Origin of the sequence: Nocardia coubleae NBRC 108252 (assembly GCF_001612805.1) — a bacterium.
GTDB lineage: Bacteria > Actinomycetota > Actinomycetes > Mycobacteriales > Mycobacteriaceae > Nocardia > Nocardia coubleae.
Window position 1 is genome coordinate 169090 of sequence record NZ_BDBD01000004.1, and the last position, 24161, is coordinate 193250.

At 68.8% G+C, this 24161-nt stretch carries 25 protein-coding genes; 5 read left to right on the forward strand and 20 right to left on the reverse strand.

Features of this window, described 5'->3' with window-relative positions; genetic code table 11:
• Nucleotides 1–17: 17 nt before the first annotated feature.
• From NCO8_RS02600 to NCO8_RS02610, 3 genes are all read right to left on the reverse strand, one after another.
• On the reverse strand, nucleotides 18–695 hold the full coding sequence (locus tag NCO8_RS02600; RefSeq protein ID WP_067636049.1) for a PadR family transcriptional regulator: 678 nt from the start codon (nucleotides 693–695) through the stop codon (nucleotides 18–20).
• 156 nt (nucleotides 696–851) lie between these two features.
• Nucleotides 852–1649 (reverse strand): thioesterase family protein, encoded by a 798-nt coding sequence (locus NCO8_RS02605; protein WP_067636598.1) that lies wholly within the window; start codon nucleotides 1647–1649, stop codon nucleotides 852–854.
• 145 nt (nucleotides 1650–1794) lie between these two features.
• The gene (locus NCO8_RS02610) at nucleotides 1795–2385 is read right to left on the reverse strand and encodes a TetR/AcrR family transcriptional regulator (RefSeq protein WP_067636050.1); all 591 of its coding nucleotides are present in this window, start codon (nucleotides 2383–2385) and stop codon (nucleotides 1795–1797) included.
• A gap of 74 nt (nucleotides 2386–2459) precedes the next feature.
• Here NCO8_RS02610 and NCO8_RS02615 point away from each other — a divergent pair, with 74 nt between their 5' ends.
• Nucleotides 2460–3305 carry an SDR family oxidoreductase gene (locus NCO8_RS02615; protein WP_067636052.1) on the forward strand — a complete coding sequence of 282 codons (846 nt, stop codon included), beginning with the start codon at nucleotides 2460–2462 and terminating at the stop codon, nucleotides 3303–3305.
• Nucleotides 3306–3632: 327 nt separating this feature from the next.
• Here NCO8_RS02615 and NCO8_RS02620 read toward each other — a convergent pair whose 3' ends face one another.
• From NCO8_RS02620 to NCO8_RS02650, 7 genes are all read right to left on the reverse strand, one after another.
• Nucleotides 3633–5843 carry a primosomal protein N' gene (locus tag NCO8_RS02620; RefSeq protein WP_245655210.1) on the reverse strand — a complete coding sequence of 737 codons (2211 nt, stop codon included), beginning with the start codon at nucleotides 5841–5843 and terminating at the stop codon, nucleotides 3633–3635.
• 14 nt (nucleotides 5844–5857) lie between these two features.
• Nucleotides 5858–7069: a methionine adenosyltransferase gene (metK, locus tag NCO8_RS02625; RefSeq protein WP_084456412.1), complete on the reverse strand. Its 1212-nt coding sequence runs from the start codon at nucleotides 7067–7069 to the stop codon at nucleotides 5858–5860.
• 167 nt (nucleotides 7070–7236) lie between these two features.
• Complete coding sequence (coaBC, locus tag NCO8_RS02630) at nucleotides 7237–8454, reverse strand: bifunctional phosphopantothenoylcysteine decarboxylase/phosphopantothenate--cysteine ligase CoaBC (RefSeq protein WP_067493625.1); 1218 nt, start codon at nucleotides 8452–8454, stop codon at nucleotides 7237–7239.
• Nucleotides 8455–8482: 28 nt separating this feature from the next.
• On the reverse strand, nucleotides 8483–8761 hold the full coding sequence (rpoZ, locus tag NCO8_RS02635; RefSeq protein WP_067493623.1) for a DNA-directed RNA polymerase subunit omega: 279 nt from the start codon (nucleotides 8759–8761) through the stop codon (nucleotides 8483–8485).
• A gap of 27 nt (nucleotides 8762–8788) precedes the next feature.
• The gene (gene gmk, locus NCO8_RS02640; protein WP_174550285.1) at nucleotides 8789–9376 is read right to left on the reverse strand and encodes a guanylate kinase; all 588 of its coding nucleotides are present in this window, start codon (nucleotides 9374–9376) and stop codon (nucleotides 8789–8791) included.
• A 5-nt stretch (nucleotides 9377–9381) separates the two neighbouring features.
• Nucleotides 9382–9702 carry an integration host factor, actinobacterial type gene (gene mihF / locus NCO8_RS02645; protein ID WP_030203531.1) on the reverse strand — a complete coding sequence of 107 codons (321 nt, stop codon included), beginning with the start codon at nucleotides 9700–9702 and terminating at the stop codon, nucleotides 9382–9384.
• A gap of 348 nt (nucleotides 9703–10050) precedes the next feature.
• Nucleotides 10051–10641, reverse strand: a complete 591-nt coding sequence (locus tag NCO8_RS02650; RefSeq protein WP_067636059.1) for a TetR/AcrR family transcriptional regulator — start codon at nucleotides 10639–10641, stop codon at nucleotides 10051–10053.
• 30 nt (nucleotides 10642–10671) lie between these two features.
• On the opposite strand from NCO8_RS02650, the gene NCO8_RS02655 reads away from it, so the two are divergent.
• Complete coding sequence (locus NCO8_RS02655) at nucleotides 10672–11016, forward strand: DUF6463 family protein (protein ID WP_245655211.1); 345 nt, start codon at nucleotides 10672–10674, stop codon at nucleotides 11014–11016.
• A gap of 131 nt (nucleotides 11017–11147) precedes the next feature.
• On the opposite strand, the gene pyrF is transcribed toward NCO8_RS02655, so the two are convergent.
• The 8 genes from pyrF to NCO8_RS02695 all read right to left on the reverse strand — a co-directional run bounded on the left by pyrF (nucleotide 11148) and on the right by NCO8_RS02695 (nucleotide 20936).
• The gene (gene pyrF, locus NCO8_RS02660; RefSeq protein ID WP_067636061.1) at nucleotides 11148–11969 is read right to left on the reverse strand and encodes an orotidine-5'-phosphate decarboxylase; all 822 of its coding nucleotides are present in this window, start codon (nucleotides 11967–11969) and stop codon (nucleotides 11148–11150) included.
• A gap of 1 nt (nucleotide 11970) precedes the next feature.
• Entirely contained in the window at nucleotides 11971–15333 is a 3363-nt protein-coding gene (carB, locus tag NCO8_RS02665) for a carbamoyl-phosphate synthase large subunit (RefSeq protein WP_067636062.1), read from the reverse strand.
• Entirely contained in the window at nucleotides 15333–16448 is a 1116-nt protein-coding gene (gene carA / locus NCO8_RS02670) for a glutamine-hydrolyzing carbamoyl-phosphate synthase small subunit (protein ID WP_067493613.1), read from the reverse strand. Before carA ends, carB begins: the two co-directional genes overlap by 1 nt.
• Nucleotides 16435–16953 (reverse strand): PH-like domain-containing protein, encoded by a 519-nt coding sequence (locus tag NCO8_RS02675; RefSeq protein ID WP_067636064.1) that lies wholly within the window; start codon nucleotides 16951–16953, stop codon nucleotides 16435–16437. Before NCO8_RS02675 ends, carA begins: the two co-directional genes overlap by 14 nt.
• A gap of 12 nt (nucleotides 16954–16965) precedes the next feature.
• Complete coding sequence (locus NCO8_RS02680) at nucleotides 16966–18264, reverse strand: dihydroorotase (protein ID WP_067636066.1); 1299 nt, start codon at nucleotides 18262–18264, stop codon at nucleotides 16966–16968.
• Nucleotides 18261–19214, reverse strand: a complete 954-nt coding sequence (locus tag NCO8_RS02685; RefSeq protein WP_067636068.1) for an aspartate carbamoyltransferase catalytic subunit — start codon at nucleotides 19212–19214, stop codon at nucleotides 18261–18263. The genes NCO8_RS02680 and NCO8_RS02685 overlap by 4 nt, the downstream gene beginning before the upstream one ends.
• The gene (pyrR, locus tag NCO8_RS02690; RefSeq protein ID WP_067636070.1) at nucleotides 19211–19840 is read right to left on the reverse strand and encodes a bifunctional pyr operon transcriptional regulator/uracil phosphoribosyltransferase PyrR; all 630 of its coding nucleotides are present in this window, start codon (nucleotides 19838–19840) and stop codon (nucleotides 19211–19213) included. Before pyrR ends, NCO8_RS02685 begins: the two co-directional genes overlap by 4 nt.
• A gap of 244 nt (nucleotides 19841–20084) precedes the next feature.
• Nucleotides 20085–20936 (reverse strand): SAM-dependent methyltransferase, encoded by an 852-nt coding sequence (locus NCO8_RS02695; protein WP_067636071.1) that lies wholly within the window; start codon nucleotides 20934–20936, stop codon nucleotides 20085–20087.
• A gap of 97 nt (nucleotides 20937–21033) precedes the next feature.
• Between NCO8_RS02695 and NCO8_RS02700 the strand changes: the two genes are divergently transcribed.
• The 3 genes from NCO8_RS02700 to NCO8_RS02710 all read left to right on the forward strand — a co-directional run bounded on the left by NCO8_RS02700 (nucleotide 21034) and on the right by NCO8_RS02710 (nucleotide 22718).
• Nucleotides 21034–21591, forward strand: a complete 558-nt coding sequence (locus NCO8_RS02700; protein WP_245655212.1) for a TetR/AcrR family transcriptional regulator — start codon at nucleotides 21034–21036, stop codon at nucleotides 21589–21591.
• A 53-nt stretch (nucleotides 21592–21644) separates the two neighbouring features.
• Nucleotides 21645–22199, forward strand: coding sequence for a GNAT family N-acetyltransferase (locus NCO8_RS02705; RefSeq protein WP_067636077.1), 555 nt, complete (start codon nucleotides 21645–21647; stop codon nucleotides 22197–22199).
• Nucleotides 22200–22340: 141 nt separating this feature from the next.
• Nucleotides 22341–22718 carry a hypothetical protein gene (locus tag NCO8_RS02710; RefSeq protein WP_067636080.1) on the forward strand — a complete coding sequence of 126 codons (378 nt, stop codon included), beginning with the start codon at nucleotides 22341–22343 and terminating at the stop codon, nucleotides 22716–22718.
• 26 nt (nucleotides 22719–22744) lie between these two features.
• Here the strand turns inward: NCO8_RS02710 and NCO8_RS02715 are convergent, their stop codons facing one another.
• Both NCO8_RS02715 and NCO8_RS02720 read right to left on the reverse strand, forming a co-directional pair.
• Nucleotides 22745–23545, reverse strand: a complete 801-nt coding sequence (locus NCO8_RS02715) for a MerR family transcriptional regulator (RefSeq protein WP_067636081.1) — start codon at nucleotides 23543–23545, stop codon at nucleotides 22745–22747.
• Nucleotides 23546–23552: 7 nt separating this feature from the next.
• A complete protein-coding gene (locus NCO8_RS02720) occupies nucleotides 23553–24047 on the reverse strand; it encodes a VOC family protein (protein WP_067636082.1) in 495 nt (164 codons plus the stop codon).
• Nucleotides 24048–24161: the final 114 nt, after the last annotated feature.

Below are 24161 nucleotides of genomic sequence, written 5' to 3' on the forward strand. Positions count from 1 at the left end.
GGGGGTTCACGCCGCCCTCATTTATCGGGGGTTGCGTCACCGGTGGCGGGGACATCGTCCTCGGCGAGGATCCGGTACAGCGCCCGGCGGGTCTCGGTGAGCACCTCGGCCGCTCGCGCGGCTTGTTCCGGGGTACCGACCTGGGCGACCTGACCGACCGCACCCATCACCTGGCCGACGAGGCCACGCAGATCGAGCGCCTGAGCGCCGACGTCCTGCCGGACCTCCGCCCAGGGATCGCCGAGCTCGTCGCGCTCGGTCTCGACATAGGCCTTGCCCGCCTCGGTGAGTTGCGCGGTCTTGCGCCCGGCCACCTTCTCGATGAGGACCAGTCCCTCGTCCTCGAGCTGGGCCAATGCCGGGTAAATGGAACCCGGGCTCGGACGCCAGATGTCGTCGCTGCGCTCGCGGATCTGCTGGATCAGTTCGTAGCCGTGCATGGGTCGTTCGGCGAGCAGCAACAGGACCGCGGCGCGGACGTCACCGCGCCTGCCCCGGCCGCCGCGACCGCGTCCCCGGCCGAAGCCCGGTCCGAAACCGGGACCGAATCCCGGGCCGAAGCCGGGTCCGAATTCCGGGCCGTGACCGTGGCGGCCACCGCGCCGGAAGTGCCTGCGGTCGGGGCCGAATTCCGGGTGCCCCTGCCCGCGTCCTCGCTCGAAGTGTCCGAATTCTCTTTGTCGATCGTCGTGCATAACAGCCTCCTAGGCGTGTTCTTTTCAAGTTGACGTTATCGACGATATATCGGCAATGCATCTAGCGCAAGGGTGTTCTTGCTGTGCGCCGCCTCACGGCAGCACCGGATCACCCCTCCCCGCGAGTGCGGTGGGGTTGCGGAAAAGGTGAGCGAACTACTCGGCGGCCACCGCGACCGGCTTACTCTCCGTGGTCGAGGGCGAGCGTCGGCGGTCGTTGCTGATGGCGGTGATCGTGGCGGTACCGAGTTTGCCCCGGCGGTCGTAGAGGACGGCACTGCTCACCGCGACGCCTGCCCGAGAGGTGTGATCGAGGGCTTGCAGACCGAGCTCCACCCCCTCGGGGAGGCGCGAGAGACTGAGGGTCATGTCGGCGTTGATGTAGCCGACACCGTGCGAACCCCAGTGGCAGACGAGATTGGTGAGGTCACCGCTGGCGGCAGCGCGCTGGAAGGGCGAGAAGGGCTGACCCGCGACGAGGGTCGGCAGGTTGTTCCAGGTGACCTTGCGTTCCGCGTCGCGGGCGGTGCGGAAATCGGTGAGCCAGTCGCCCGCACCGGATTTGAACAGCGGTGCGGCGCCGCCCGCCTCGTCGATGCGCTGCTCGGGGACGGGTAGTTCCAGATCGGGCTGCCAGACGGTGCCGGGCGGGTCGTCGGTGGCCGCGAGGAAGGTGACGGTGGCGCGCGAGCGCGTCTGCCCCTGCTGCACGAGCCGGACATCGGCGACCTTGATGCGGTTGCCGTCGCGCACCACTTCGCTGTGCAGCGAGATCGGGTCGGTCGTCACCTGCTGGAACAGGTCGACAGTGAACCTGGCCGGCACGAAACCTTCGCCAGGACTGTGCTTCTCGGCCTCCACGGCGAGCAGGCCGCACACCGCGACGCCGTGCAGCTGATTGGGCGACCAACGGCTGATCGCCACTTCCGTCGGCACGAACTCACCGTCGGACATCCTGAAGAACTCCACCACGGTCCTCTCCGCAGGCCCGCCGCACGTCATCGGGCAGGGTCATCCGGTCATACCACAGCGCCGTCGCCGCCCCCGACCTCGGTGGCCACGAACCGGACAGAAACGAGCGGTCCGCGCCCGGGTCTGATCAGCCCCGACCGGCGACCTCATCGATCCACCGCTTGAGCCGTTCACCCTCGGTAGCCATCAGGTCAGGATCGCGAAATGTGTTGGTGATCAAGGAGATTCCTTGATAGGCCGCGACGAAGGCCACCGCGAGTTCCGCCGCGTCGGGCCTGCCGAGTTCGGTGAATTGATCGCGCGCCCAGTCGATCAGGAGGCTCATGAGCCGCGCCGGTTCACCCCCGAAACCGTCGGGCCGCTTGTCGAGTTCGGCGGCGAGCGAGCCGGTCGGGCAACCGAAACGGGCGGCGAGGTCACGCTGGTCCACCCACGAGTCGACCATCGCCTTCAACCGCTCGGCCGGTCCGGGCAACGGCGCGAGCTTCGCGACCACCTCGGCCAGCGTGCTCGCATGGGTCTCGATGACGGCGTGGACGAACTGATCCTTGGTCTTGAAGTAGTAGTAGACGTTGCCGACCGGGACGTCGGCCGCGGTGGCGATGTCGGCGATGGTCGTCTTCTCGATGCCCTGCTCGTAGAAGACCCGCGCGGCCGCCTCGACGAGACGTTCCCGCTTCCCTGCTCGCGGCGCCGCCCGCGTTTGTGAGTCAGTCATGCAACTAACTATAGACAGGATGGAGATCCAGCTGCTATGTTCTTTTTAGTCAGCCAACTAACTCAGGAGTGAGCATGATCGTTGTCACCGGTGCGACCGGCAATATCGGGCGTCAACTGGTCGAGGTACTGCAGCAGGCGGGAGAGCCGGTTCGTGCGGTCTCGCGCGGAACCTCGCCCGTCGACCTGCCCACGGGCGTCGAGCACGTCGTCGCCGATCTGGGCGACCTCGACAGCCTCTCCCCTGCCCTCGCCGGCGCGGATGCGCTGTTCCTGCTCATCACGGGCGCGCAGCTGATGGGCGGACCCGAGCCGGAACAGGTGCTGAAAACGGCGTCGGCGGCCGGTGTGCGCCGGGTGGTCTTCGTGTCCTCCCAGGGCGCGGTCACCCGGCCGGAGTCCGCCGGGTACGCGCGAACGATCGCCTTCGAGCGGGCTCTCGCGGCCTCCGACCTCGAATGGACCGCGCTGCGACCGGGCGCGTTCAACTCCAACACCTTCGCCTGGCTCGAATCCGTCCGCACCGCCCGCACGGTCGCGGCTCCCTTCGGCGATGTCGGCCTGCCCTCGGTCGACCCCGCCGATATCGCCGCCGTCGCGGCCGCGGCTCTGCGCGAGGACGGCCACGCCGGAAACGCCTACACCCTCACCGGCCCCGCCGTGGTGACTCCGCGCGAACAGGCAATCGCCCTCGCCGAGGCGATCGAAGAACCGATCACCTTCGTCGAACTCACACCCGCCCAGGCGAAGCAGAACATGCTGCACTTCATGCCGGAACCGGTCGCCGACCACACCCTGACCATCCTCGGCACACCGATTCCCGAGGAGCAGCAGGTCAGCAATGATATCGAGCGGGTACTCGGGCGCCCGGCCACGTCGTACGCACAGTGGGCGCGGCGCCACAGCGCGATGTTCCGCTGAACCCGCCGCGGCTCAAACCGGGCACGCGCGGGGTTCGGGCCCGATCAGCGCCTCGGCCCTCGCCGCGATGGCACGCGCCCGTGGCGCCCAAGGGCGACGCGTCGACTCATTGCGCTTCCGCCAGTCCGGCGATGCACCCGACTTCTCGGCACAGATCGCTGTCGAGTGCAGGGCCAACCATTGTCGGGCGATCCCCACGGGGTGACTGCGGGTCTGATTCAGTTGATGTCCTCGGGTCCGACGTGGAAGGGCCCGGAATCGGCCCGCCCGCATCAGTCGACATCCACCAGGCCGACGCGGATGGCGCTCGAATCGGTCCGGGCGAGGTCAGCCGATGTCGACCGGGTCGATCTGGACTCGGAGGGGGGCGTCGGAGCGGTGGGAGCTGCGGACGCCCTGGGCGGCGGTGAGCGCGCGCGACAGGGGAGTTCCGGCGGAGCGGGGGGCGCGCAGGAGCATGCGTTCCACTTCGGCGGGTTCGTCGGCGCCGGAGAACGGTTTGCGGGCCGTGGGTGGGAGGGGGACGGGGCCGAGGATCTCCACCTGGTCGGGTAGTTGGGCGGCCTCGAGCAATTCGGCGATCGACTCGGTGGTTCCGTCGACGGCGGCCATGCGGACGGCCGGGGGGAAGCCCACCTCGGCGCGGGCCTCGAGTTCGGCGGCGGCGTGGTTGACCGGGTCCCAGCGGACCAGGGCCTGCACGGTGGGCAGGGACGGTTCGGCCATCACGATCACCTGGCCTCGGGGGCGGACCATGGCGGCGGCGCCCATCCAGCGGCGCAGGGTGTCCTCGGCGGCACGCAGGTCGGCGCGACCCAGCAGGGCCCAGCCGTCGAGGAGCAGGGCGACGCCGTAGCCGCCGCGGACCAGGGGTTCGGCGCCGACGGTAGCGACCACCACCTGGGCGCCCGGCCCCACCGTGTCGAGCATGTCGCCGCCCCCGGATGTCCGGATCGGCACACCGGGGAAGGCCCGGCCCAGCTCCTCCGCGGTGCGGGCCGCGCCGATCACCATCGCCCGCAGCGCGCGCGCCCCGCACGCCTGGCAGCGGAACGCGGCCTCCGTGATGCCGCACCATTTGCAGTGCGGACTGGCTGCTTCACCATTGCTCGAATGCGGTAATGCCAAGGGGCCGTTGCAGTGTCGGCACCGGGCGGGGGTTCGGCATTTGGCACACGCCAGCGACGGCACATATCCCCGTCGGGGCACCTGAACCAGTACCGCCGCGTTCTCCTTGATCGCGGCACGGGCGGCGGTGAAGGCCACGCCGGGGATACGCACGGCCCGGGCCAGCGCGTCACGTTCCAGCGCGAAATCGCTGTCGCCGGGGGCGCTGATGCGTGGCATCACTGCGCGCAGGGGCGCGCGCTCGGCGAGAAGGTCGTGGGCCCAACCGGTTTCGACAACCGCCTGGATCTCGGCGGTGCGTGCGAAACCGGCGGCCACGAAGGCGGCGCCGGTCTCGTGGGCGCGCAGCATCGCGACCTCACGGGCGTGCGGATACGGTGCGCGCGGTTCGGCGTAGGTGTCGTCACCGTCGTCCCAGATGGCGATCAACCCGAGGTCACGCACCGGCGCGAACACCGCCGCTCGCGTGCCGACCACGATCCGCGCCTGCCCCCGCAACACCGACAACCACCGCCGGTACCGCGCCGCAGGGCCCAACCCCGCGGACAACCCGACAGCCGAATCCCCCACCAGCCGAACACATTCCGCGAGCAGCCGATCCAGATCCCGCTGATCCGGCACCATCAACACCACCCCGCGCCCAGCCGCGACCACCGTCGCCGCCAACTCGGCCAACCGAGCCGCCCAGTCCTCCCCCGGCATCGCCTGCCACGCCGCCCGCGGCCCCTTCCCCTGCCGCAACGCCGCCACGAACGCCCCACCGTGCAGATACCGCTCCCAGGCCGACACATCGACATCCACTGCCGATTCCGCTGTGGCTGAATCGGATTCGGCCACGTCGGCCGTAGCTCCAGCCGTCCCGCCGCCGAAACCTGCCTCTACGCCGGTGAAAGCGGTCCCACCAGCGGGGCCCCCAGCCACCACAGAACCAGCTTCGATGTCGGCGGAAGCCTCTGTGTCAGCAGTAGAAGAGTCCGCGTCCTCAGTGCGCGTCTCTTCCACGCGGGCGGCGGGCTTCTTCGGGGTGGTGGCCGAACCGCTCGCTTCGGTGCGGGCGTGGCGGGGTGGGATGGCCAGGCGCAGGACGTCGGCGCGGGTGCCCGCGTAGCGGGCGGCGACGGTGGTGGCGAGGCGCAGGATTTCGGGGGTGAGGACGCGTTCCGGGGAGACCACTCGCTCGAGCTTCACCATTTTGCCGGTGTGCTCGGTGGACGAAAGGCGTTGCAGGAGATAGCCGTCGACGAGGCGGCCGGCGAAGCGGACGCGCACGCGGACGCCGGGCTGGGCGATCTCGTCCAGTTCGGGCGGGACGAGGTAGTCGAAGTCGCGGTCCAGGTGCGCGGGCGACAGCAGCGGGAGCACCCGGGCGATCGGGTGTCCCGCTGCTGTCGATGGTTCGTCCGCGGTCACGCGGGCCGTGGGTACTACAGGCCGACGGCCGCGCGCAGCTTGTCGGCGCGGTCCGTGTGCTCCCAGGGCAGGTCGACATCGGTGCGGCCGAAGTGACCGTAGGCCGCGGTCGGCGCGTAGATCGGGCGCAGCAGGTCGAGATCGCGGATGATCGCGCCCGGACGCAGGTCGAACACCTCGGAGATGGCGGTGGAGATGCGGGTCGGGTCGACCTTCTCGGTGCCGAAGGTCTCGACGAACAGACCGACCGGCGCCGCCTTGCCGATGGCGTAGGCGACCTGCACCTCGACCCGCTCGGCCAGACCGGCGGCCACCACGTTCTTGGCGACCCAGCGCATGGCGTAGGCGGCCGAACGGTCGACCTTCGACGGGTCCTTGCCGGAGAACGCGCCACCACCGTGGCGGGCCATGCCGCCGTAGGTGTCGACGATGATCTTGCGACCGGTCAGACCGGCGTCACCCATCGGGCCACCGAGCACGAACTTGCCGGTCGGGTTGACCAGCAGGCGGATGTCGGAGGTGTCGAGCGACGGGATCTCCAGATCGGCGATGACCGCCTCGACGACCTTCTCGCGGATATCGGGGGCCAGCAGGTTGTCCAGGTCGATATCGGCGGCGTGCTGGGTGGAGATGACGACCGTGTCGAGGCGGACCGGGCGGTCACCGTCGTATTCGATGGTGACCTGGGTCTTGCCGTCGGGACGCAGGTAGGGCAGCACGCCGGACTTGCGGACCTCGGTGAGCTTGCGCGAGAGCCGGTGCGCGAGCGCGATCGGCAGCGGCATCAGCTCGGGGGTGTCGGTGGTGGCGTAGCCGAACATCAGGCCCTGATCGCCCGCGCCCTGGCGTTCGATCTCGTCGTCGGACCCGCCGACGCGCGCCTCGTGCGAGGTGTCGACACCCTGGGCGATATCGGGCGACTGGGCGCCGATCGCGATGTTGACACCGCAGGAGTTGCCGTCGAAACCCTTTGCGGAGGAGTCGTATCCGATCTCGAGGACCTTCTCGCGCACGATCCGCGGGATATCGGCGTAGGCCGACGTGGTCACCTCGCCCGCGACATGGACCTGGCCGGTGGTGACCAGGGTTTCCACCGCGACGCGGCTGCCCGGATCCTCGGCGAGCAATGCGTCGAGGATGGAATCGCTGATCGCGTCACAGATCTTGTCCGGATGGCCCTCGGTCACAGACTCACTGGTGAATAGCCGACTACCTGTCGTACGCACAGTTATTCCCTCTCCCTCAACGGGTTACTTCTCTTCAGACTATTCCAAACCACCGACAAGGTGGCGGGTTAGGACAAGCCACACCACGAACACACCCGTGCGCGGTACACTGCGCGAGATCGTTGCGGCGCAACGGTTTTCGCGCACGAAACGGCGGTTTTACCCGGTCAGCGCAGCAGCGGGACGAGCGCGTCGAGCACCCTGCTCGCCAGCAGCGCCTTGGAACCGTGATCGAGTGCCACCTCGGTGCCGTCGGCCCCGAGCAGCCACCCGTCGTTGGTGTCGACCTCGAACGCCTTGCCCTCACCCACCGCGTTGACCACGAGCAGGTCGCAGCCCTTGCGGGCCAGTTTCGCGCGGGCGTGGGTGAGCACGTCACCGTTGTCGTCCCCGGTCTCGGCGGCGAAACCGACGATCGCGGTGCCGTCGAGCCTGCCCTCGGTGCGGGCGTCGACCAGACCGGCGAGGATGTCGGCGTTCTTGGTCAACGGGATCACGTCGGGTTCGTCGGCGCCCTTCTTGATCTTCGCTGCCGCCACGTGGGTCGGACGGAAATCGGCGACCGCGGCGGCCATGACGACCGCATCGGCGCCGACGGCGTGCTTGTCGACGGCCGTCTTGAGCTGTTCGGCGGTGGTGATGTGGACCAGCTCGACCGCGGCGGGCGGGGCGAGCTCGATGGTGTTGCCCGCGATCAGCGTCACCTGGGCGCCACGCTGGGCGGCGACCCTGGCCAGGGCGTAACCCTGCTTACCGGAGCTGCGGTTACCGAGGAAACGCACCGGGTCGAGAGGTTCCCTCGTCCCACCTGCGGTGATCACCACGCGGCGACCGGTCAGGTCGCGGGGCAGTGCGTCGGCGCGCTCGAGCAGCAGCGAGGCCAGACCGAAGATCTCCTCCGGTTCCGGCAGCCGTCCCGGCCCCGTGTCGGTACCGGTGAGCCGGCCCGACGCGGGTTCCATGACGGTGGCGCCGTGCGCGCGCAGCGTCGCGACATTGGCCACCGTCGCCGGATGCTCCCACATCTCGGTGTGCATCGCGGGCGCGAACAACACCGGACATCGGGCCGTCAGCAAGGTGGCGGTGAGCAGATCGTCGGCGCGCCCCTGGGCGGCGCGGGCCATCAGATCCGCGGTAGCGGGGGCGATGACGACGAGATCGGCCTCCTGGCCGATCCGTACATGCGGCACCTCGGGCACGTCGGTGAACACGTCCGTGTGCACCGGCTGACCGGACAGCGCCTCGAAGGTCGCCTTGCCGACGAACTGCAGCGCGGCCTCGGTGGGGATGACCCGCACCTGGTGCCCGGTCTCGGTGAAACGGCGAACGAGGGCACACGCCTTGTAAGCGGCGATGCCCCCGCCGACCCCGACGACGATCCGCATGGTCTTTACGCCTCCCGGCTGGGGATTGTCACTCGCCCTCGGTGTGTTCGAGCAGGTCGGAGTGGATTTCGCGCATGGCGACCGACAGCGGCTTCTCCTGCAGACCCGGCTCGACGAGCGGGCCGACGTACTCGAGGATGCCGTCACCGAGCTGGTTGTAGTAGTCGTTGATCTGCCGGGCGCGCTTGGCCGCGTAGATCACGAGGGCGTACTTGGACGAGGTGCGCTCGAGCAGCTCGTCGATCGGCGGGTTGGTCAGGCCGATGGGAGTGTCGTACGCGGGTGCAGCGGTGATGTCCGTGCTCACTAGGGGAGGCTCCTGCGGTTTAGTGGGTCAAGAACTCGAATTTGTGCTAACGAACAAGGATACCAACTGCTCGCAGGCGGTCGTCACCTCGGCGTTCACAATGACCGTGTCGAACTCGTCACGTGCGGCCAATTCGACCCGGGCGGTCTCGAGCCTGCGCTCGATCACCTCGGGGGTCTCGGTACCGCGTGAACGCAGCCGCGAGACCAGTTCTTCCCAGCTCGGCGGGGCGAGAAACACCAGCAGCGCTTCCGGCATCGCCTGCCGGACCGACCGCGCACCGGCCAGGTCGACTTCGAGCAGTACCGATCGTCCGGCGTCCAGTGCCTCACGCACCGGCGCCGCGGGGGTGCCCGATCGCTGCAACCCCCCATGGATGTCCGCCCATTCGAGCAGTTCGTCCGCCTCGATCATGGCGTCGAAATCGGCTCGGGAAACGAAGCGGTAGTCGCGTCCGTCGACCTCGCCGGGGCGCGGGGCCCTGGTGGTGGCCGAGACGCTGAAAACCAGCTCGGGCAAACGTTCCCGCACGCACCGCACGACCGTCGACTTGCCGACGGCCGAGGGGCCGACCAGTACAACCAGTCGGCCCTTCCGCGTGTGTTGTTCGACCACCTGGATCAGGAGTCGAAGTCGAAGCGAGCCAGCAGCGCCTTGCGCTGACGGTCGCCCAGGCCACGGAGACGCCGGGTGGGGGCGATCTCCAGCTCGGTCATGATCTCGGCGGCCTTGACCTTGCCCACCTTCGGCAGAGCCTCGAGCAGCGCCGACACCTTCATCTTGCCGAGGATCTCGTCGGATTCGGCGTCGGTGAGGACCTGCTTCAGGTTGGTGCCGCCTCGCTTCAGGCGCTCCTTGAGCTCTGCCCGAGCGCGGCGAGCGGCAGCCGCCTTCTCCAGAGCAGCGGCGCGCTGCTCGTCAGTCAGCTGGGGAAGGGCCACGGGTTCCTCCGTCTCATCGTTCATTGCTAGATCTACCGCCGGTTACCCGGACGGTCTGTGCGACCGTACCCACGGTGCCCGCCGATTGCGAACCCGACCCCCAGGTCAGGGGCGGATTACGGATGCCGTATGGCGCGCGCGGGCATGATGCGGCGAGGTCGGATTCCCGCCATCCGATCGTACCGCCGAATTTCGGAAACACGCCTGGACCTGCGGTTATACCGTTTTGGGCGATGTTAGCCACCGGGTAACGTGAGCACGGTCGGCCGGTCCGGCAAACCCGGTGCGGCGCGACCAGCGACTTTCCCGAATTTATGCGCGTGTCGCACGTGTTCGTACCGCGTGTCGTCACTTGCGGGCGCGAAACCGGTCCAGTACGGCCCCCGCGGCGGTCGCGGTCACGTCGTCGATCCAGCCCGGAATCGGGGCGGCTCGGGCGATGTAATCGCGAACCAATCCGTACGGAATCGCCTTCACCGCCGCCTCGGCGATCGCCCGGGACTCGTCGTCGACCACCCCGAATTCGGTCGACACGGCGGCCAGCAGCGCGGCCTGCATCTCGTCGTTGACGCCCGCGATCGCGGTCCGCAGCTCCTCGGGCCCCACATCGAGCAATTCTTCCCGATGGAACATCTTCATCGCCCTGGCCTCGGTGGGGTGCTCACGGCAGTAGCGAGGCAGGAAGACGGCCGCCGACAGCAGCGGCTGCGGCCCGCGCAGCGCGGCGACGAAACCCTCGTGGAAGCGCCGGATCGAACGCAGCCACAACCGGGCGAGGAGTTCGTCACGTGAGGCGAACCGCACGTAGATGGAGCCGGAGTGCACGCTCGCGGCCTTGCCGATGGCGGCGATCGACGGCCGGGCGACCGCCGGGTCGGCGAGCAGGTCACGGGCGGCGTCGAGCACCTGATCGTCGGTGAAGAGACGGGGTCTTGCCACCGCGTCAGCCTAGTGGCACAGTTTATGAATATGAATTCAAAAACTCGTTTTCCGCTCGCCGGGGCGTCGTTGATCTTCATCGCGAGCGTGCACACGGTCATGGGCATCGCACTGCTGGCGGCGGGCGATCAGGACACGGAGCTGTCGTTCTGGTTCACCCTGTTCGGCGTGGTCGGCGTCGGCCTCGGTTTGGCCATGATCGACCTGGAACGGGCGCGTGGGTTCGTGCCCGCGCCGGTGCTCGGCACGCTGGCGCTGGTGACGGCGTGCGGGCTGATCTACCAACCGCTGTCGGGGTTCGTCACCTTGCTCGTCCCGGTCGGGGTCGGCGCGCTCGGTTGGTGGCGGGCCAGGAACGCCCTCGTCGCCGCCTGAACGCGTCGATCCACCCGGACCGTCGGGAACTCGAAAACAATTGCGCCAGAGGCCATTTCGGCACCCTTACGGGGGTACGACAACGGAGCCGGAGCGGCTCGCACGCCACTCCGGCTCCGTCACAGCAGATATCAGGCCTGCAGGAAGGCGAACTCCTCCTGCAGCTGAGCGGTCTTGTCGCACAGCGCCGTCACCGACGGGCCCGCGTTGAGCACCTCACGCGACACATTCGGGACCACCGCCGACAGGTTCGCCTCGGGGACGAGCGCGCGGATCGAGTCCGCTCCCCCGCCCTGGGCGCCCACTCCCGGCATGAGGATGGGCCCGTTGAGCTTCGACAGGTCGGGCGCCTCGGTGAGCGTGGCGCCGACGACCACCCCGACGGAGCCGAATCCGTCGCCCGTGTTGCGTGCGGCGGCCTCGTCGACCATCGTCTGCGCGATCGTTCGCCCGTCGGCCGCGGTGATCCGCTGCAGCTGCGCCCCTTCGGGATTGGAGGTCGCCGCCAGGACGAACACGCCACGACTGTTGGCCTCGGCCAGGCTCAGTGCCGGGTCGAGTGATCCGAAACCGAGGTACGGCGAGACCGTCACGGCGTCGGAACCGAGCGGCCCGTCACCGAGCCAGGCGTGCGCGTAGGCGTCCATGGTGGAGCCGATGTCGCCGCGCTTGGCGTCGGCGAGCACCAGGGTGCCCGAGGCACGCAGCACCGAGATGGTGCGTTCCAGGACCGCGATGCCGCCGGAGCCGTAGGTCTCGAAGAACGCGACCTGCGGCTTCACCAGGGCGACGCGACCGTCGAAGGCCTCGACACAGATCTCGGCGAACGCCTCGAGCCCGTCGACGTCTTCGGTGAGCCCCCACGCCCGTAGCAGGGCGGGGTGGGGGTCGATGCCGACGCACACCGGACCGAACTGCCGCATGGCGTGCTGCAACCGGTGACCGAATGTCATGTCAGCCACGCAGTTTCGAGTGCAGTTCCTGCAGCGAACGCACCCCGAGACCACCGTTGATGCCCGCCTCGATGCCCTGCACCGCGGCCGCCGCGCCCTGCACGGTGGTGATGCACGGGATGTTCGCGCCCACCGCGGCGGTGCGGATCTCGTAGCCGTCCACGCGGGGGCCCGAGTTGCCGTAGGGGGTGTTGAACACGATGTCGATCTCGCCGTCGCGGATCTGCTCCACGATGGAGGCCTCCGGCATGCCGGTAGCCGGATCGGTGGTCGCCGGGTCGGAGTGCTTGCGGACCTGTTCGCACGGAATGCCGTTGCGGCGCAGGGTTTCCGCGGTGCCCGCCGTGGCGAGGATACGGAAGCCGAAGTCGTGCAGGCGCTTGATCGGGAACACCATGGCGCGCTTGTCGCGGTTGGCGACCGACACGAACACCGTGCCCTCGGTGGGCAGCGAGCCGTAGGCGGCGGCCTGGCTCTTGGCGAAGGCGGTGCCGAAGTCGGCGTCGATGCCCATCACCTCGCCGGTGGACTTCATCTCCGGGGAGAGCAGCGAGTCCACGCCGGAGCCGTCGGCGCGACGGAACCGGTGGAAGGGCAGCACGGCTTCCTTCACCGCGACCGGCGCGTCGAGCGGCACGTGGCCACCGTCGCCCTCGGGCGGCAGCATGCCTTCCTTGCGCAGCTCGGCGATGGTGGCGCCGAGCATCACCCGGGCGCACGCCTTGGCCAGCGGCACCGCGGTGGCCTTGGACACGAACGGGACCGTCCGGCTGGCGCGCGGGTTGGCCTCGAGGACGTAGAGCACGTCGTCCTTGAGGGCGTACTGCACATTGAGCAGGCCCTTCACGCCGATGCCCTTGGCCAGCGCGATGGTGGAGCGGCGCACGGCCTCGATGTCGCTGCGGCCCAAGGTGATCGGGGGCAGCGCGCAGGCCGAGTCACCGGAGTGGATGCCCGCTTCCTCGATGTGTTCCATCACGCCGCCGAGGTAGACCTCCTCGCCGTCGCACAGGGCGTCGACGTCGATCTCGATGGCGTCTTCCAGGAACCGGTCGACGAGCACCGGGTGGTCCGGGTTGAGTTCGGTGGCGCGGGAGATGTAGCCCTCGAGCGACTTCTCGTCGTAGACGATCTCCATGCCGCGCCCGCCGAGCACGTAGGACGGGCGGACCAGCACCGGGTAGCCGATCTCGGCGGCGATCTTCTTGGCCTGCTCGACCGTGGTGGCGGTGCCGTACTTGGGGGCGGGCAGGCCGGCCGCGACGAGCACGTCACCGAACTCGCCGCGGTCCTCGGCCAGGTCGATCGCGGCCGCGGACGTGCCGACCACCGGGACACCGGCGTCGGTGAGCCGCTGCGCCAGACCGAGGGGGGTCTGGCCGCCGAGCTGCACGATGACACCGGCGACGGTGCCCGACTCCGACTCCGCGTGGTACACCTCGAGCACGTCTTCGAAGGTCAGCGGCTCGAAGTAGAGGCGGTCGGCGGTGTCGTAGTCGGTGGAGACGGTCTCGGGGTTGCAGTTGACCATCACCGTCTCGTACCCGGCGGCCGAGAGTGTCTGCGCCGCATGGACACAGGAGTAGTCGAACTCGATGCCCTGACCGATGCGGTTGGGGCCCGAGCCGAGGATGATGACCTTGTCGCGCTCACGCTGGGGCGCGACCTCGGACTCCGCGCCGGGATCCAGCTCGTAGGAGCTGTAGTGGTACGGGGTCTTGGCCTCGAACTCGGCGGCGCAGGTGTCGACGGTCTTGTACACCGGACGCACACCGAGGCGGTGACGCAGCGAGCGCACGCCCGCCTCACCGGCGAGCTCGGGCCGCAGGGCGGCGAGCTGGCGGTCCGACAGACCGTAGTGCTTGGCCTGACGCAGCAGGTCCTCGTCGAGAACGGGCGCGTCGAGCACCTCCTGGCGCAGCTCGACCAGGGCGGCGACCTCGGCGATGAACCACGGGTCCACACCGGAGGCGGCGGCGACTTCCTCGATCGAGGCGCCGTAGCGCAAGGCCCGTTCCACCTGGTAGATGCGGCCTTCGGTAGGCACGCGCAGGTCGGCGAGGATGGCGTCGATGGCCTCACGCACCGAAGCCGGATCGCTGGGATCCTTGGGCGCCCACTGCCCGTCCTCGGCGGTCCAGAAGCTGGCCGCCTTGGTCTCGAGCGAGCGCAGCACCTTGCCGAGCGCCTCGGAGAAGTTGCGGCCCATCGACATCGCCTCGCCCACCGACTTCATGGTGGTGGTCAGCGTGGCGTCGGCGCCGGGGAACTTCTCGAACGCGAACCGCGGCGCCTTCACGACGACGTAGTCCAGGGTCGGCTCGAAGCAGGCCGGGGTCTCGCCGGTGATGTCGTTGACGATCTCGTCGAGGGTGTAACCGATGGCCAGCTTGGCGGCGATCTTGGCGATCGGGAAGCCGGTGGCCTTCGACGCCAGCGCCGAGGAGCGCGAGACGCGCGGGTTCATCTCGATGACGATCAGGCGACCGTCCTTCGGGTCGACCGCGAACTGGATGTTGCAGCCGCCGGTGTCGACGCCGACCTCACGCAGGATGGCGATGCCCAGATCGCGCATCTTCTGGTACTCGCGGTCGGTGAGCGTCATCGCGGGGGCGACGGTCATCGAGTCGCCGGTGTGCACGCCCATCGGGTCGACGTTCTCGATCGAGCAGACGATGACCACGTTGTCGCGGCCGTCGCGCATGAGCTCGAGCTCGAATTCCTTCCAGCCGAGGATGGACTCCTCGATCAGGACGTTCGCGGTGGGCGAGGCCGACAGGCCGCCACCGGCGATGCGGTCGAGGTCTTCCTCGTTGTAGGCCATGCCCGAGCCGAGGCCACCCATGGTGAAGGAGGGGCGAACGACCACCGGGTAGCCGAGTTCGGCGACGGTGGCGCGCACCTCGTCCATCGTGTAACAGACGGCGCTGCGGGCACTCTCACCGCCGACCTTGGCGACGATGTCCTTGAACTTCTGCCGGTCCTCGCCGCGCTGGATGGCGTCGAAGTCGGCGCCGATCAGCTCGACGTTGTACTTGGCCAGGACCCCGTTCTCGTGCAGCGCGACCGCGGTGTTGAGCGCGGTCTGCCCGCCGAGGGTGGCCAGGATCGCGTCGGGGCGTTCCTTCTCGATGACCTTCTCGACGAATTCCGGGGTGATCGGCTCCACGTAGGTGGAGTCGGCGAACTCGGGGTCGGTCATGATGGTCGCCGGGTTGGAGTTCACCAGCGACACGCGCAGTCCCTCGGACCGCAGCACCCGGCACGCCTGGGTACCGGAGTAGTCGAATTCGCACGCCTGGCCGATCACGATCGGGCCAGAGCCGATCACCAGGATGTGCTTCAGATCCTCGCGGCGAGGCATCAGGCTCCTTCCATGAGACCGGCGAAACGGTCGAACAGATATGCGGCGTCGTGCGGGCCTGCGGCGGCCTCGGGGTGGTACTGCACCGAGAAGGCGCGACCGTCGATCAGTCGCACACCCTCGACGGTGCCGTCGTTGGCGCAGACGTGGGAGACCTCGGCCTTGCCGAAGGGCGTGTCGAACTGCTCGCCCTTCTCGCCCTCCAGGGCGAAGCCGTGGTTCTGCGCGGTGATGGAGATGCGGCCGGTGCCCGCTTCGACGACCGGGATGTTGATGCCCCGGTGGCCGAACTTCATCTTGTAGGTCTCGCGGCCCAGTGCCCGGCCCAGGATCTGGTTGCCGAAGCAGATGCCGAACAGCGGGATCCCGCGCTCGAGCACTCCCTGGGTGAGCGCGATCGCGCCGGTCTGGGTGGCCGGGTCGCCGGGGCCGTTGGAGAGGAACACACCGTTGGGGTTCAGCGCCAGGATGTCGTCGAGGGAGGTGTTCGACGGCACCACATGGGTGCGCACACCGCGTTCGGCGAACATGCGCGGGGTGTTGGTCTTGATGCCGAGGTCGACCGCGACGACGGTGAAGCGGTGGTCGCCCACCGGCTCGATGGTGTACATGCCGTCGGTGCTGACCTCTTCGGCCAGATCCGCGCCGAGCATGGACGGCTGACCGTTCACGCGGGCGAGCAGTTCCTCGTCACCGGCGAGGGCGGCACCGGAGAAGATGCCCGCCTTCATCGACCCGCGGGTGCGCAGGTGGCGCACGACCGCGCGGGTGTCGATGCCGGCGATGCCGACCACGTTCTGCTTGTCGAGCTGATCCTGCAGCGTGCCGGTGGCGCGCCAGTTCGACGAGATCGTCGAGGGGTCGCGCACGGCATAGCCGGCGACCCAGATCTTGCCGGACTCGTCGTCCTCGTCGTTCCAGCCCGTGTTGCCGATCTGCGGGGCGGTGGCCACCACGATCTGGCGGTCGTAGCTGGGATCGGTGAGGGTCTCCTGGTACCCGGTCATCGCGGTGCAGAACACCGCTTCACCCAGGGTCTGCCCCTCGGCGCCGAAGGCCGTACCGCGAAATACGCGGCCGTCCTCCAGCACAAGGGCTGCCTTAACTTTCGTCATTCGTCTCGTCTCCCGTCGTCACCCTGGTCGCATCCGCGGTCCATGCCGGGTACACCGTCTTGTCGTCGCCCCGGAATCCGGTATCGATCTCGGTTCCGGTCGGCAGTGTCCAGCGAATTACCAGCACACCATTGTCCGTCATCACTTTGCCCGCGTGTCCGCGCTCGGTGCGCACGGCCGTCACGGATTCCTGCGGAATCCAGATCGGCGTCGCCCCGTCACGTTCGAGCAGGATCCCGCGTTCGAACCGCGTCAGTTCGGCGGTCGCGCGGAACCCCAGGTCACCGACCGCGATCCGGTTCTGCCAGCTGGGTGCGAAGGTGCTGCCCAGGTACAGACCGGTGGTCGGCTCCAGCAGTTGCGCACCCAGTTCGGCGGGCACGGTCGGCAGGTCACCGATCCGCGACTGCTGGCTCGCGGCTTTCTTCTGCCAGGCCCGGTACATCAGCCACAGGCACAGTACGAATACCGCCAGCAGCCCGACTACCCACAGCGTTCTCTCCACGTCCTGGCCTCCCTAGATCCCGACCGCCTTGCCCTCGCGGGCAGTTACCCGGCCGCGCAGCACGGTGGCTGTGACCTCGGCCGGGAACGTCATGTCCTCGAACGGCGTGTTGTTCGAGATGCTCGCCAGTTCGGCGCCGCGCACCGTCCACTCGGCGTCGGGGTCGATGAGTGTGAGGTTGGCGGGTTCGCCGACGGCGATCGGGCGGCCGTGGTCGTCGAGTCCGACGATCGCGGCGGGCTTCTCGCTCATCACCTTCGCGACACCGCGCCAGTCGAGCAGACCCGGCTGCACCATCGTCTGCACGATGATCGACAGGGCCGTCTCGAGGCCGAGCATGCCGGGGCGCGCCACCGCGAACTCGCAGCACTTGTCCTGTTCGGCGTGCGGGGCGTGGTCGGTGGCGACACAGTCGATGATCCCGTCGGCCAGGGCCTGCCGCAGCGCGGCGGCGTCGGAGGCCTCGCGCAGCGGCGGGTTCACCTTGTTGACCGCGTCGTAGGTCTCGAGGCGCGAGTCGTCGAGCAGCAGGTGGTGCGGGGTGACCTCGGCGGTGATCGAAATCCCCTGGGACTTGGCCCATTTCACCAGCTCGACGGTGCCCGCGGTGGAGGCGTGGCAGATGTGCACGCGGGCACCGGCGTCGCGGGCGAGCAGGGCGTCACGCGCGACGATCGACTCCTCGGCGGCCCGCGGCCAGCCGGCCAGACCGAGCCGGGCGGCGTTCGGACCCTCGTGCGCGACGGCGCCCTTGGTCAGGCGCGGTTCCTCGGCGTGCTGGGCGATCAGGACTCCGAGCGAATTCGCGTACTCGAGCGCGCGCCGCATGATGAGCGGGTCGTAGACGCAGTGCCCGTCGTCGGAGAACATCCGGACCTGGCCGACACCGGCGGCCATGGTGCCCATCTCCGCGAGCTGCTTGCCTTCCAGGCCGACCGTCACCGCGCCGACGGGGAACACGTCGACCAGGCCGACCTCCTGGCCGCGCCGCCACACGTGATCGGTGATGACGTGCGAATCGGCGACCGGGCTGGTGTTGGCCATGGCGAACACGGCGGTGTACCCGCCGAGAGCGGCCGCGGCGGAACCGGTTTCGATGGTCTCGGTGTCTTCGCGGCCGGGTTCGCGCAGGTGGGTGTGCAGGTCGACGAAGCCGGGCAGCAGGATCTGGCCGTTGCCCTCGATGATCTCGGCGTCGTCGGCGGCCGTGAGACCGGAACCGATCTCGGCGATGACGGTGCCGCGCACCAGCACGTCGACCGGCTCGCCCTCACCGTAAAGCTTGACGTTCTTGATGAGCAGCTCAGTCATACCGTTTCCTCCTGACCGACGAGCAGCCGGAACAGCACGGCCATCCGCATGTGCACACCGTTGGAGACCTGCTGCAGCACAGCGGCTTTCGGTGAGTCCGCGACGGCCGAGGCGATTTCCATGCCGCGCAGCATCGGACCGGGGTGCAGCACCACCGCGTCGTCGTCGAGCAGCGCGAGCCTGCGCTCGGACAATCCGTAGTTGATCGAGTATTCGCGGGCCGACGGGAAGAACCCGCCGTTCATCCGCTCCGCCTGCACGCGCAGCATCATCACCGCGTCGGCGCCGGGCAGTTCGGCATCGAGGGAGGTCGCGACCCGGCAGGGCCAGGCGTCGACCCCGACCGGCAGCAGCGTGCGCGGCGCGACCAGCACCACTTCGGCGCCGAGAGTGTCGAGCAGTACGACGTTGGACCGGGCGACCCGGCTGTGCAGGATGTCGCCGACCAGCACCACCCGCTTGCCCTCGATGTCGCCGAGGCGCTGACGCAGGGTCAGCGCGTCGAGCAGCGCCTGGGTGGGGTGCTGGTGGGTGCCGTCGCCCGCGTTGATGATCGACGGGGCCTGCCGGTTCTCCTCGCGGGCCCACTGTTCCATCCAGCGCGCGATCTGGTGCGCCGCGCCCGAGGCGGGGTGGCGCACGATCAGCGCGTCGGCGCCCGCCGCGTGCAGGGTGAGCGCGGTGTCGCGCAGCGATTCACCCTTGGAGACCGACGAACTCGACGCGCTCACATTGATCACGTCGGCGCTCATCCACTTACCGGCGACCTCGAAGGAGACGCGGGTGCGGGTGGAGTTCTCGTAGAACACCGTCATCACGGTGCGCCCGCGCAGGGTCGGCAGCTTCTTCACTTCGCGCCCGAGCAGGGCCTGTTCGAAGCGTTCGGCTTCGTCGAGCAGTTCGGTGGCGGCGGCGCGATCCAGGTCGGCGACGGTCAGCAGGTGCTTCATTTCGCCTCCTGATGCAGGTAGACGCCGTCGTGGCCGTCGTGTTCGGTGAGCAGGACCGAGATGTCCTCGGCGCGCGAGGTCGGCACGTTCTTGCCCACGTAGTCGGCGCGGATCGGCAGTTCGCGGTGGCCTCGGTCGATGAGGACCGCCAGCTGCACGGCGCGGGGGCGGCCGAGGTCGCGCAGGCCGTCGAGGGCGCTGCGGACGGTGCGCCCGGAGAACAGCACGTCGTCGACGAGGACGACGAGGGCGTTCTCGATGCCGCCGTCGGGCACCGAGGTGCGTTCCAGCGGACGGTGCGGACGGCTGCGCAGGTCGTCGCGGTAGAGGGTGATGTCGAGGGAGCCGAGCGCCGGCCGGACGCCGGAGAACTCCTCGATCTTGTCCGCCAGCCGGTTGGCCAGGGTGGTGCCGCGCGTGGGGATTCCCATGAGAACCACCCGCGGTGCGTCGGCGTCGCCGGAATCCAGGGCGGTCTTCTCGATGATCTGGTGCGCGATGCGCGCTACGGTGCGTTGCACATCCGACGGCGACAACAGCTCCCGCCCAGCCGCCACCCATTCCGGGGTGTGCCGCTGCGATGTTTCGCCCGCGCCGGTTTTGGCCGCCCGTTCGGGCACAGCCATGCCGACCTCCTTCCCCGCCTCACCGGACGGTCCGTTAAAGGATGTCTCACTCGCCCGTCAGCCTATCAGCGCCCGCCGCCCCCTTTGACCAGGTAGGGCCGCCTGTGAGCACGGCCACGACCGGCCACCGCGCCGCACTGCTGCGCCGACGATCACAGCGGCGCCGAAAGCCCTGCGAGCGAGGGCGTTTCGTGGTGCGTGACCGGGGCGCAGGTCGGGCCGTTATCCGTGTCACGCGGGAGTGCTACTCCCGCACGGCGTGGACGACGCCGACGCGTGGGTCGTGCACCGCGACCTCTCGTCCGAGCGGAACGATCATGTCGTCCCAGGCACGGAACTCGGTTCGCCACCCGTGGTCGACGAGCCATTGCGGGCCGGGCCGCTCGCCGTCGGACAGCGGAGCCGCGGCGTCCTCGTCACCGGAAACGAGTCTGCGCAGTTCGACGTAGTGCGGCGCGTTGTCGTCGACGGTGAATCGGCTGAGACCGAATCTGCTGCCCGGCGCCGAGAGGTCCGTGAGCGTTGCGACGGCTCGCCGATGATCGGCCGCGGGAAGATAGGGAAGCGCCCCCTCATCGATCCACACTGTCGGCTGGTCGGGCCGAAAGCCTGTGTCCCGCAACCGTGATGCCCACTCTTCGCGCAGATCGATCGGGAGGATGCGTCGGCGGGCCGTCGGCACAGCGCCCGTCGCGCGCAGTACAGCTTCTTTGAAGGAGAACAGCGCGGGAAGGTCGAGTTCGTACACGGTGACATCGGCGGGCAGCCCCAGGCGATAGGCCCGGGTATCCAGACCGGCGCCGAGCAGGACGAGCTGGCGGCATCCGGCGGCGACCGCGTCGGCGACCTGATCGTCGACGAGACGCACGCCTACCGAGCGGCCCGGGAAGAACTGCTCCGCCAGCGCCTCGACCCGCGACCAGCGCGCGGCACCCCCATCGGTGCCGGTGAAGTCGCCACGTGCGGCCGCTACGAAAGCCGAGGTCAGTGGGTCGTCGTAGAGCCGGTCCGGTCGGCGCGACTCCATTTCCCGGATCAGCGCTACGCCGAGGGCACTCAATGCCACCCCGGCAACAGGTGCGTTCACTTCACTCATCGCACTACCCCTCGAACTAACTTGCCGCCCGGCTAGCAATGGTCGATATATGGCGACGGTAGGCTTCCCCTAGCCGCTCGTCAAGCAAAGGAATGCCGTGGACGGACGTCGTAGCGACACGAAGGACCGCATCCGCGCTGTGGCGATGGAGTTGTTCGCCGAGCGCGGCTACGAGAAGACCTCGCTGCGGGAGATCGCCGAGCGGCTCGGTGTCACGAAAGCCGCGCTGTACTACCACTTCCGAACCAAGGAAGACATCGTCGTCAGCCTCTCCGACGACCTGCGACGCGGCATCGACGACATCGTGACCTGGGCCGAACAAGCCCCGGCCGGCCAGGAACGGGCCGAGCAGATTCTGCGCCGCTACAGCGCCCTGCTGCACAGTCTCGGCCGCGATATGGTGCGGTTTTGGCACGAGAATCAGCCCGCGTTCCGCGATCTCGGATTCGGCGCGGGCCTGCGCTACCAATTCCGCGTGCTCGCCGACCTCATGACGGACCCCGATCGCGAACCGTTGGATGTCTACTACGCCCGGCAGGCGCTCCTGGCGATCAGCTGGAGTGTATCGATGATGGGTGATCTGGATCTGCCCGACGACCAGATGGCCGCTGCCGCCACCGATATCGCCCTCGGAATCCTCCACCGCCTCTCCTGACCGCTCGTCGAAAACGCTTTGACGTGGCGCTCCGGGTCCGGCGACCATCGACTATGGGAATCGGCATAGCGGCCACGCCGCCGGAGCGTATCGACCTGGGTGATCTGGTCGTGCGCCGGTGGCGACTGGACGACGTGGACAGCCGGTTGGGCGCGCTCATCGATTCGCACGAGCACCTGCACCGGTGGATGGCGTGGGCGGCAGAACCAACCACGCGCGAGGATCAGCGGCTTTCCATCGAGATCTCGAGTACACGGTGGCCGACTCCGGGCGGCGGGTACCTGTACGGAATCTTCACTGCGGCAGGCGAAGTCGCCGGTGGGACTGGGCTGCACGACCGTGTGGCGGCCGGAGCACTGGAAATCGGGTATTGGTGTCACGTGGCCCATACCGGTCGCGGCGTGATCACCCGGGCGGCGCGCGCGCTCACCGCTGCCGCCCTCGCGCTCCCCCACATCGAGCGCGTCGAAATCCGTTGCGACGCGGCCAATGTCCGCAGCGCGGCAGTGCCTCGCAGGCTCGGTTATCGCCTGGTCGAGACCGGTCTGCGCGCGGCCGAGGCTCCGGGGGATTCCGGTCGCTATCAGGTCTGGGCGACCACCGCATAGGGCTCGTGACGCGCGTTCTCGACGAAACTGCGCGCCACGGCCGAAGCCGTCCGCCGGAATACGACACGTTTACGGAAGTGGTCGTTCGCCAGTACCGGACATGCTTGCACGACTTCAGTTAAGCAAACGGAGGAGCGCAAAGTGGGAGCAGGCATCGTCGCGACGCTGCTGGTCGGTGTCGGAATTCTGCACATCGTGCCGGGTGTGGTCGCGTTGTCGCCTCGACGGGCGAGCACCGCCTATGGCACCGAGGTCACAGATAAGGATCTGGAGCTTCTCCTGCGTCATCGCGCGGTGTTGCTCGCGACGGTGGGGTTCGGATTGATCATCGGCGCTGTGGTTCCTGCCGCCAGGACTGTCACGCTCACGGCCGGAATCGTCAGCACCGCTTCGTTTCTCGTGCTCACCGCGGTGATGGGGCCGCGCAAACTCAACGCGCGAACCCTTCGAGTGGCCCGTGCCGACGTGATCGCACTCGTGGCGCTGGTCGGCGCCGGTCTGGTCGTCCTCGCGAATTGAACGCCCCACCCCTGTGAAGTCGGCAGTCAACTCCAGGTCGCGGTGGCGGGGTCGATGCCATTGGCTCGGGCGTTGGCGTCGATGACGGCGCACAGCCAGCGGGTCAGGCCAGGTGCGAGGGAGTCGTAGAAGTCGGTGTAGCCGGGATCGGTGCGGTAGGTGCGGGCCAGGCAGACGTGCATGGCGTGGGTGCAGTCGAAATAGACCGCGAGGGAGGCGCGGTGGCGTTCGGCGAGGGTGTCGGCTTCCGGGCTGCCCGGTGTGACACCGTGGCGCAGCGCCGCGGCGAGGTCGGTGTGCAGGGCGGACAGGTCGTCGGAGATCTTGCGCCAGCCCTCGGGCGTACGGTCGGCGACGCGTTCGGCGTACTGCGCCCACTGCGGGGTCTCGCCCCAGCGTTCGCGGGCCTGCTCGACCCACGCCGGTTCCCATCCCTCGCCGAAGATCGCGACCTGATCCTCGGCGGGGAGCAGGATGCCCGACTCGCGTGCCTCGATCAGCCGATCCACCGCATCGGCCATCCCGCGTAACCGATGGATGCGGGCCTCGAGTTCGGCGCGCTGCTCGCGCAGGGTGGTGAGAGCGTCGGCGTGCGGTGCGTCCAGCAGGCCCGCGATGTCGTCGAGGGGTACGCCGAGTTCGCGGTAGACCAGCACACGGTGGGCACGCGCCACCTCGGCCGCGCTGTAGAGCCGGTACCCGCCGGGGCTGCGCTCCGACGGGCAGACCAACCCGATCGCATCCCAGTGATGCAGGGTGCGGGTGGTGACACCGAGCAGCCGCGCCGTGGCGCCGACGGTGCGTGGCGAGGTCGTCACGACCACCATTGTGCCGTCAGGGCCCCTCGATCCCCATCGACCGCAGGTGCTCGGCCGCCGGGCTGGCCGGATCGTACGGGCGGGCGGCGGTCATCACCACACGCGTGTGCTCCGGAGTCACCACCTCGAGTTCCATCGAATTCCACGGCATCACCCGTGGGCCGACCGTGCACCCCGGCACCGCGCGCTCGCACGCTTCGGCGATGCCGTCGATCTCATCGAGCACGCAGGAGAAACTCACCGTGAGCCCACCCGGTCCTTCCGCCTGCGCCCCCGGCACGAGAAGCACATCCTGGAATGCCCACCGCCGCAGGTGCGTCACCTGGCCCGGCGCGGTGAAGAAGTCGAAGAAGCCGAGCCCCTCCACCCAGAATTCCACCGACTTCGCGATATCGGCACACGGCACGATCACGAACATCGGCATCCCGTAGATACCGCGGAACGGTTGCGGCGCAACAGCATTGGGACCGGGAACGGGCACCGGGCTCATCTCGAAAGCTGGAAAGTTCATACGAGCGATCGTCGAGCCTGACGTTACGTGAGGGTCAAGTCTGCCGCGTCGAGCGCACCGAAGTCCCCGGTCGGGCAGTCGCACGAGCGAGTCGGCGATGAATTTCGGGCGGGG

Bases quoted from the DNA above. Each gene is read 5' to 3' on its own strand.
- NCO8_RS02615 (WP_067636052.1), top strand. From the start codon at position 2,460: ATGATCGTTGTCACCGGTGCGACCGGCAATATCGGGCGTCAACTGGTC.
- NCO8_RS02715 (WP_067636081.1), bottom strand. From the start codon at position 23,545: ATGGTGGTCGTGACGACCTCGCCACGCACCGTCGGCGCCACGGCGCGG.
- NCO8_RS02610 (WP_067636050.1), bottom strand. From the start codon at position 2,385: ATGACTGACTCACAAACGCGGGCGGCGCCGCGAGCAGGGAAGCGGGAA.
- NCO8_RS02695 (WP_067636071.1), bottom strand. From the start codon at position 20,936: ATGAGTGAAGTGAACGCACCTGTTGCCGGGGTGGCATTGAGTGCCCTC.
- coaBC (WP_067493625.1), bottom strand. From the start codon at position 8,454: ATGCGGATCGTCGTCGGGGTCGGCGGGGGCATCGCCGCTTACAAGGCG.
- NCO8_RS02680 (WP_067636066.1), bottom strand. From the start codon at position 18,264: ATGACTGAGCTGCTCATCAAGAACGTCAAGCTTTACGGTGAGGGCGAG.
- pyrF (WP_067636061.1), bottom strand. From the start codon at position 11,969: ATGACATTCGGTCACCGGTTGCAGCACGCCATGCGGCAGTTCGGTCCG.
- NCO8_RS02705 (WP_067636077.1), top strand. From the start codon at position 21,645: ATGGGAATCGGCATAGCGGCCACGCCGCCGGAGCGTATCGACCTGGGT.
- NCO8_RS02720 (WP_067636082.1), bottom strand. From the start codon at position 24,047: ATGAACTTTCCAGCTTTCGAGATGAGCCCGGTGCCCGTTCCCGGTCCC.
- NCO8_RS02605 (WP_067636598.1), bottom strand. From the start codon at position 1,649: ATGTCCGACGGTGAGTTCGTGCCGACGGAAGTGGCGATCAGCCGTTGG.
- carA (WP_067493613.1), bottom strand. From the start codon at position 16,448: ATGACGAAAGTTAAGGCAGCCCTTGTGCTGGAGGACGGCCGCGTATTT.
- NCO8_RS02600 (WP_067636049.1), bottom strand. From the start codon at position 695: ATGCACGACGATCGACAAAGAGAATTCGGACACTTCGAGCGAGGACGC.
- pyrR (WP_067636070.1), bottom strand. From the start codon at position 19,840: ATGGCTGTGCCCGAACGGGCGGCCAAAACCGGCGCGGGCGAAACATCG.
- NCO8_RS02655 (WP_245655211.1), top strand. From the start codon at position 10,672: ATGAATTCAAAAACTCGTTTTCCGCTCGCCGGGGCGTCGTTGATCTTC.
- carB (WP_067636062.1), bottom strand. From the start codon at position 15,333: ATGCCTCGCCGCGAGGATCTGAAGCACATCCTGGTGATCGGCTCTGGC.
- NCO8_RS02685 (WP_067636068.1), bottom strand. From the start codon at position 19,214: ATGAAGCACCTGCTGACCGTCGCCGACCTGGATCGCGCCGCCGCCACC.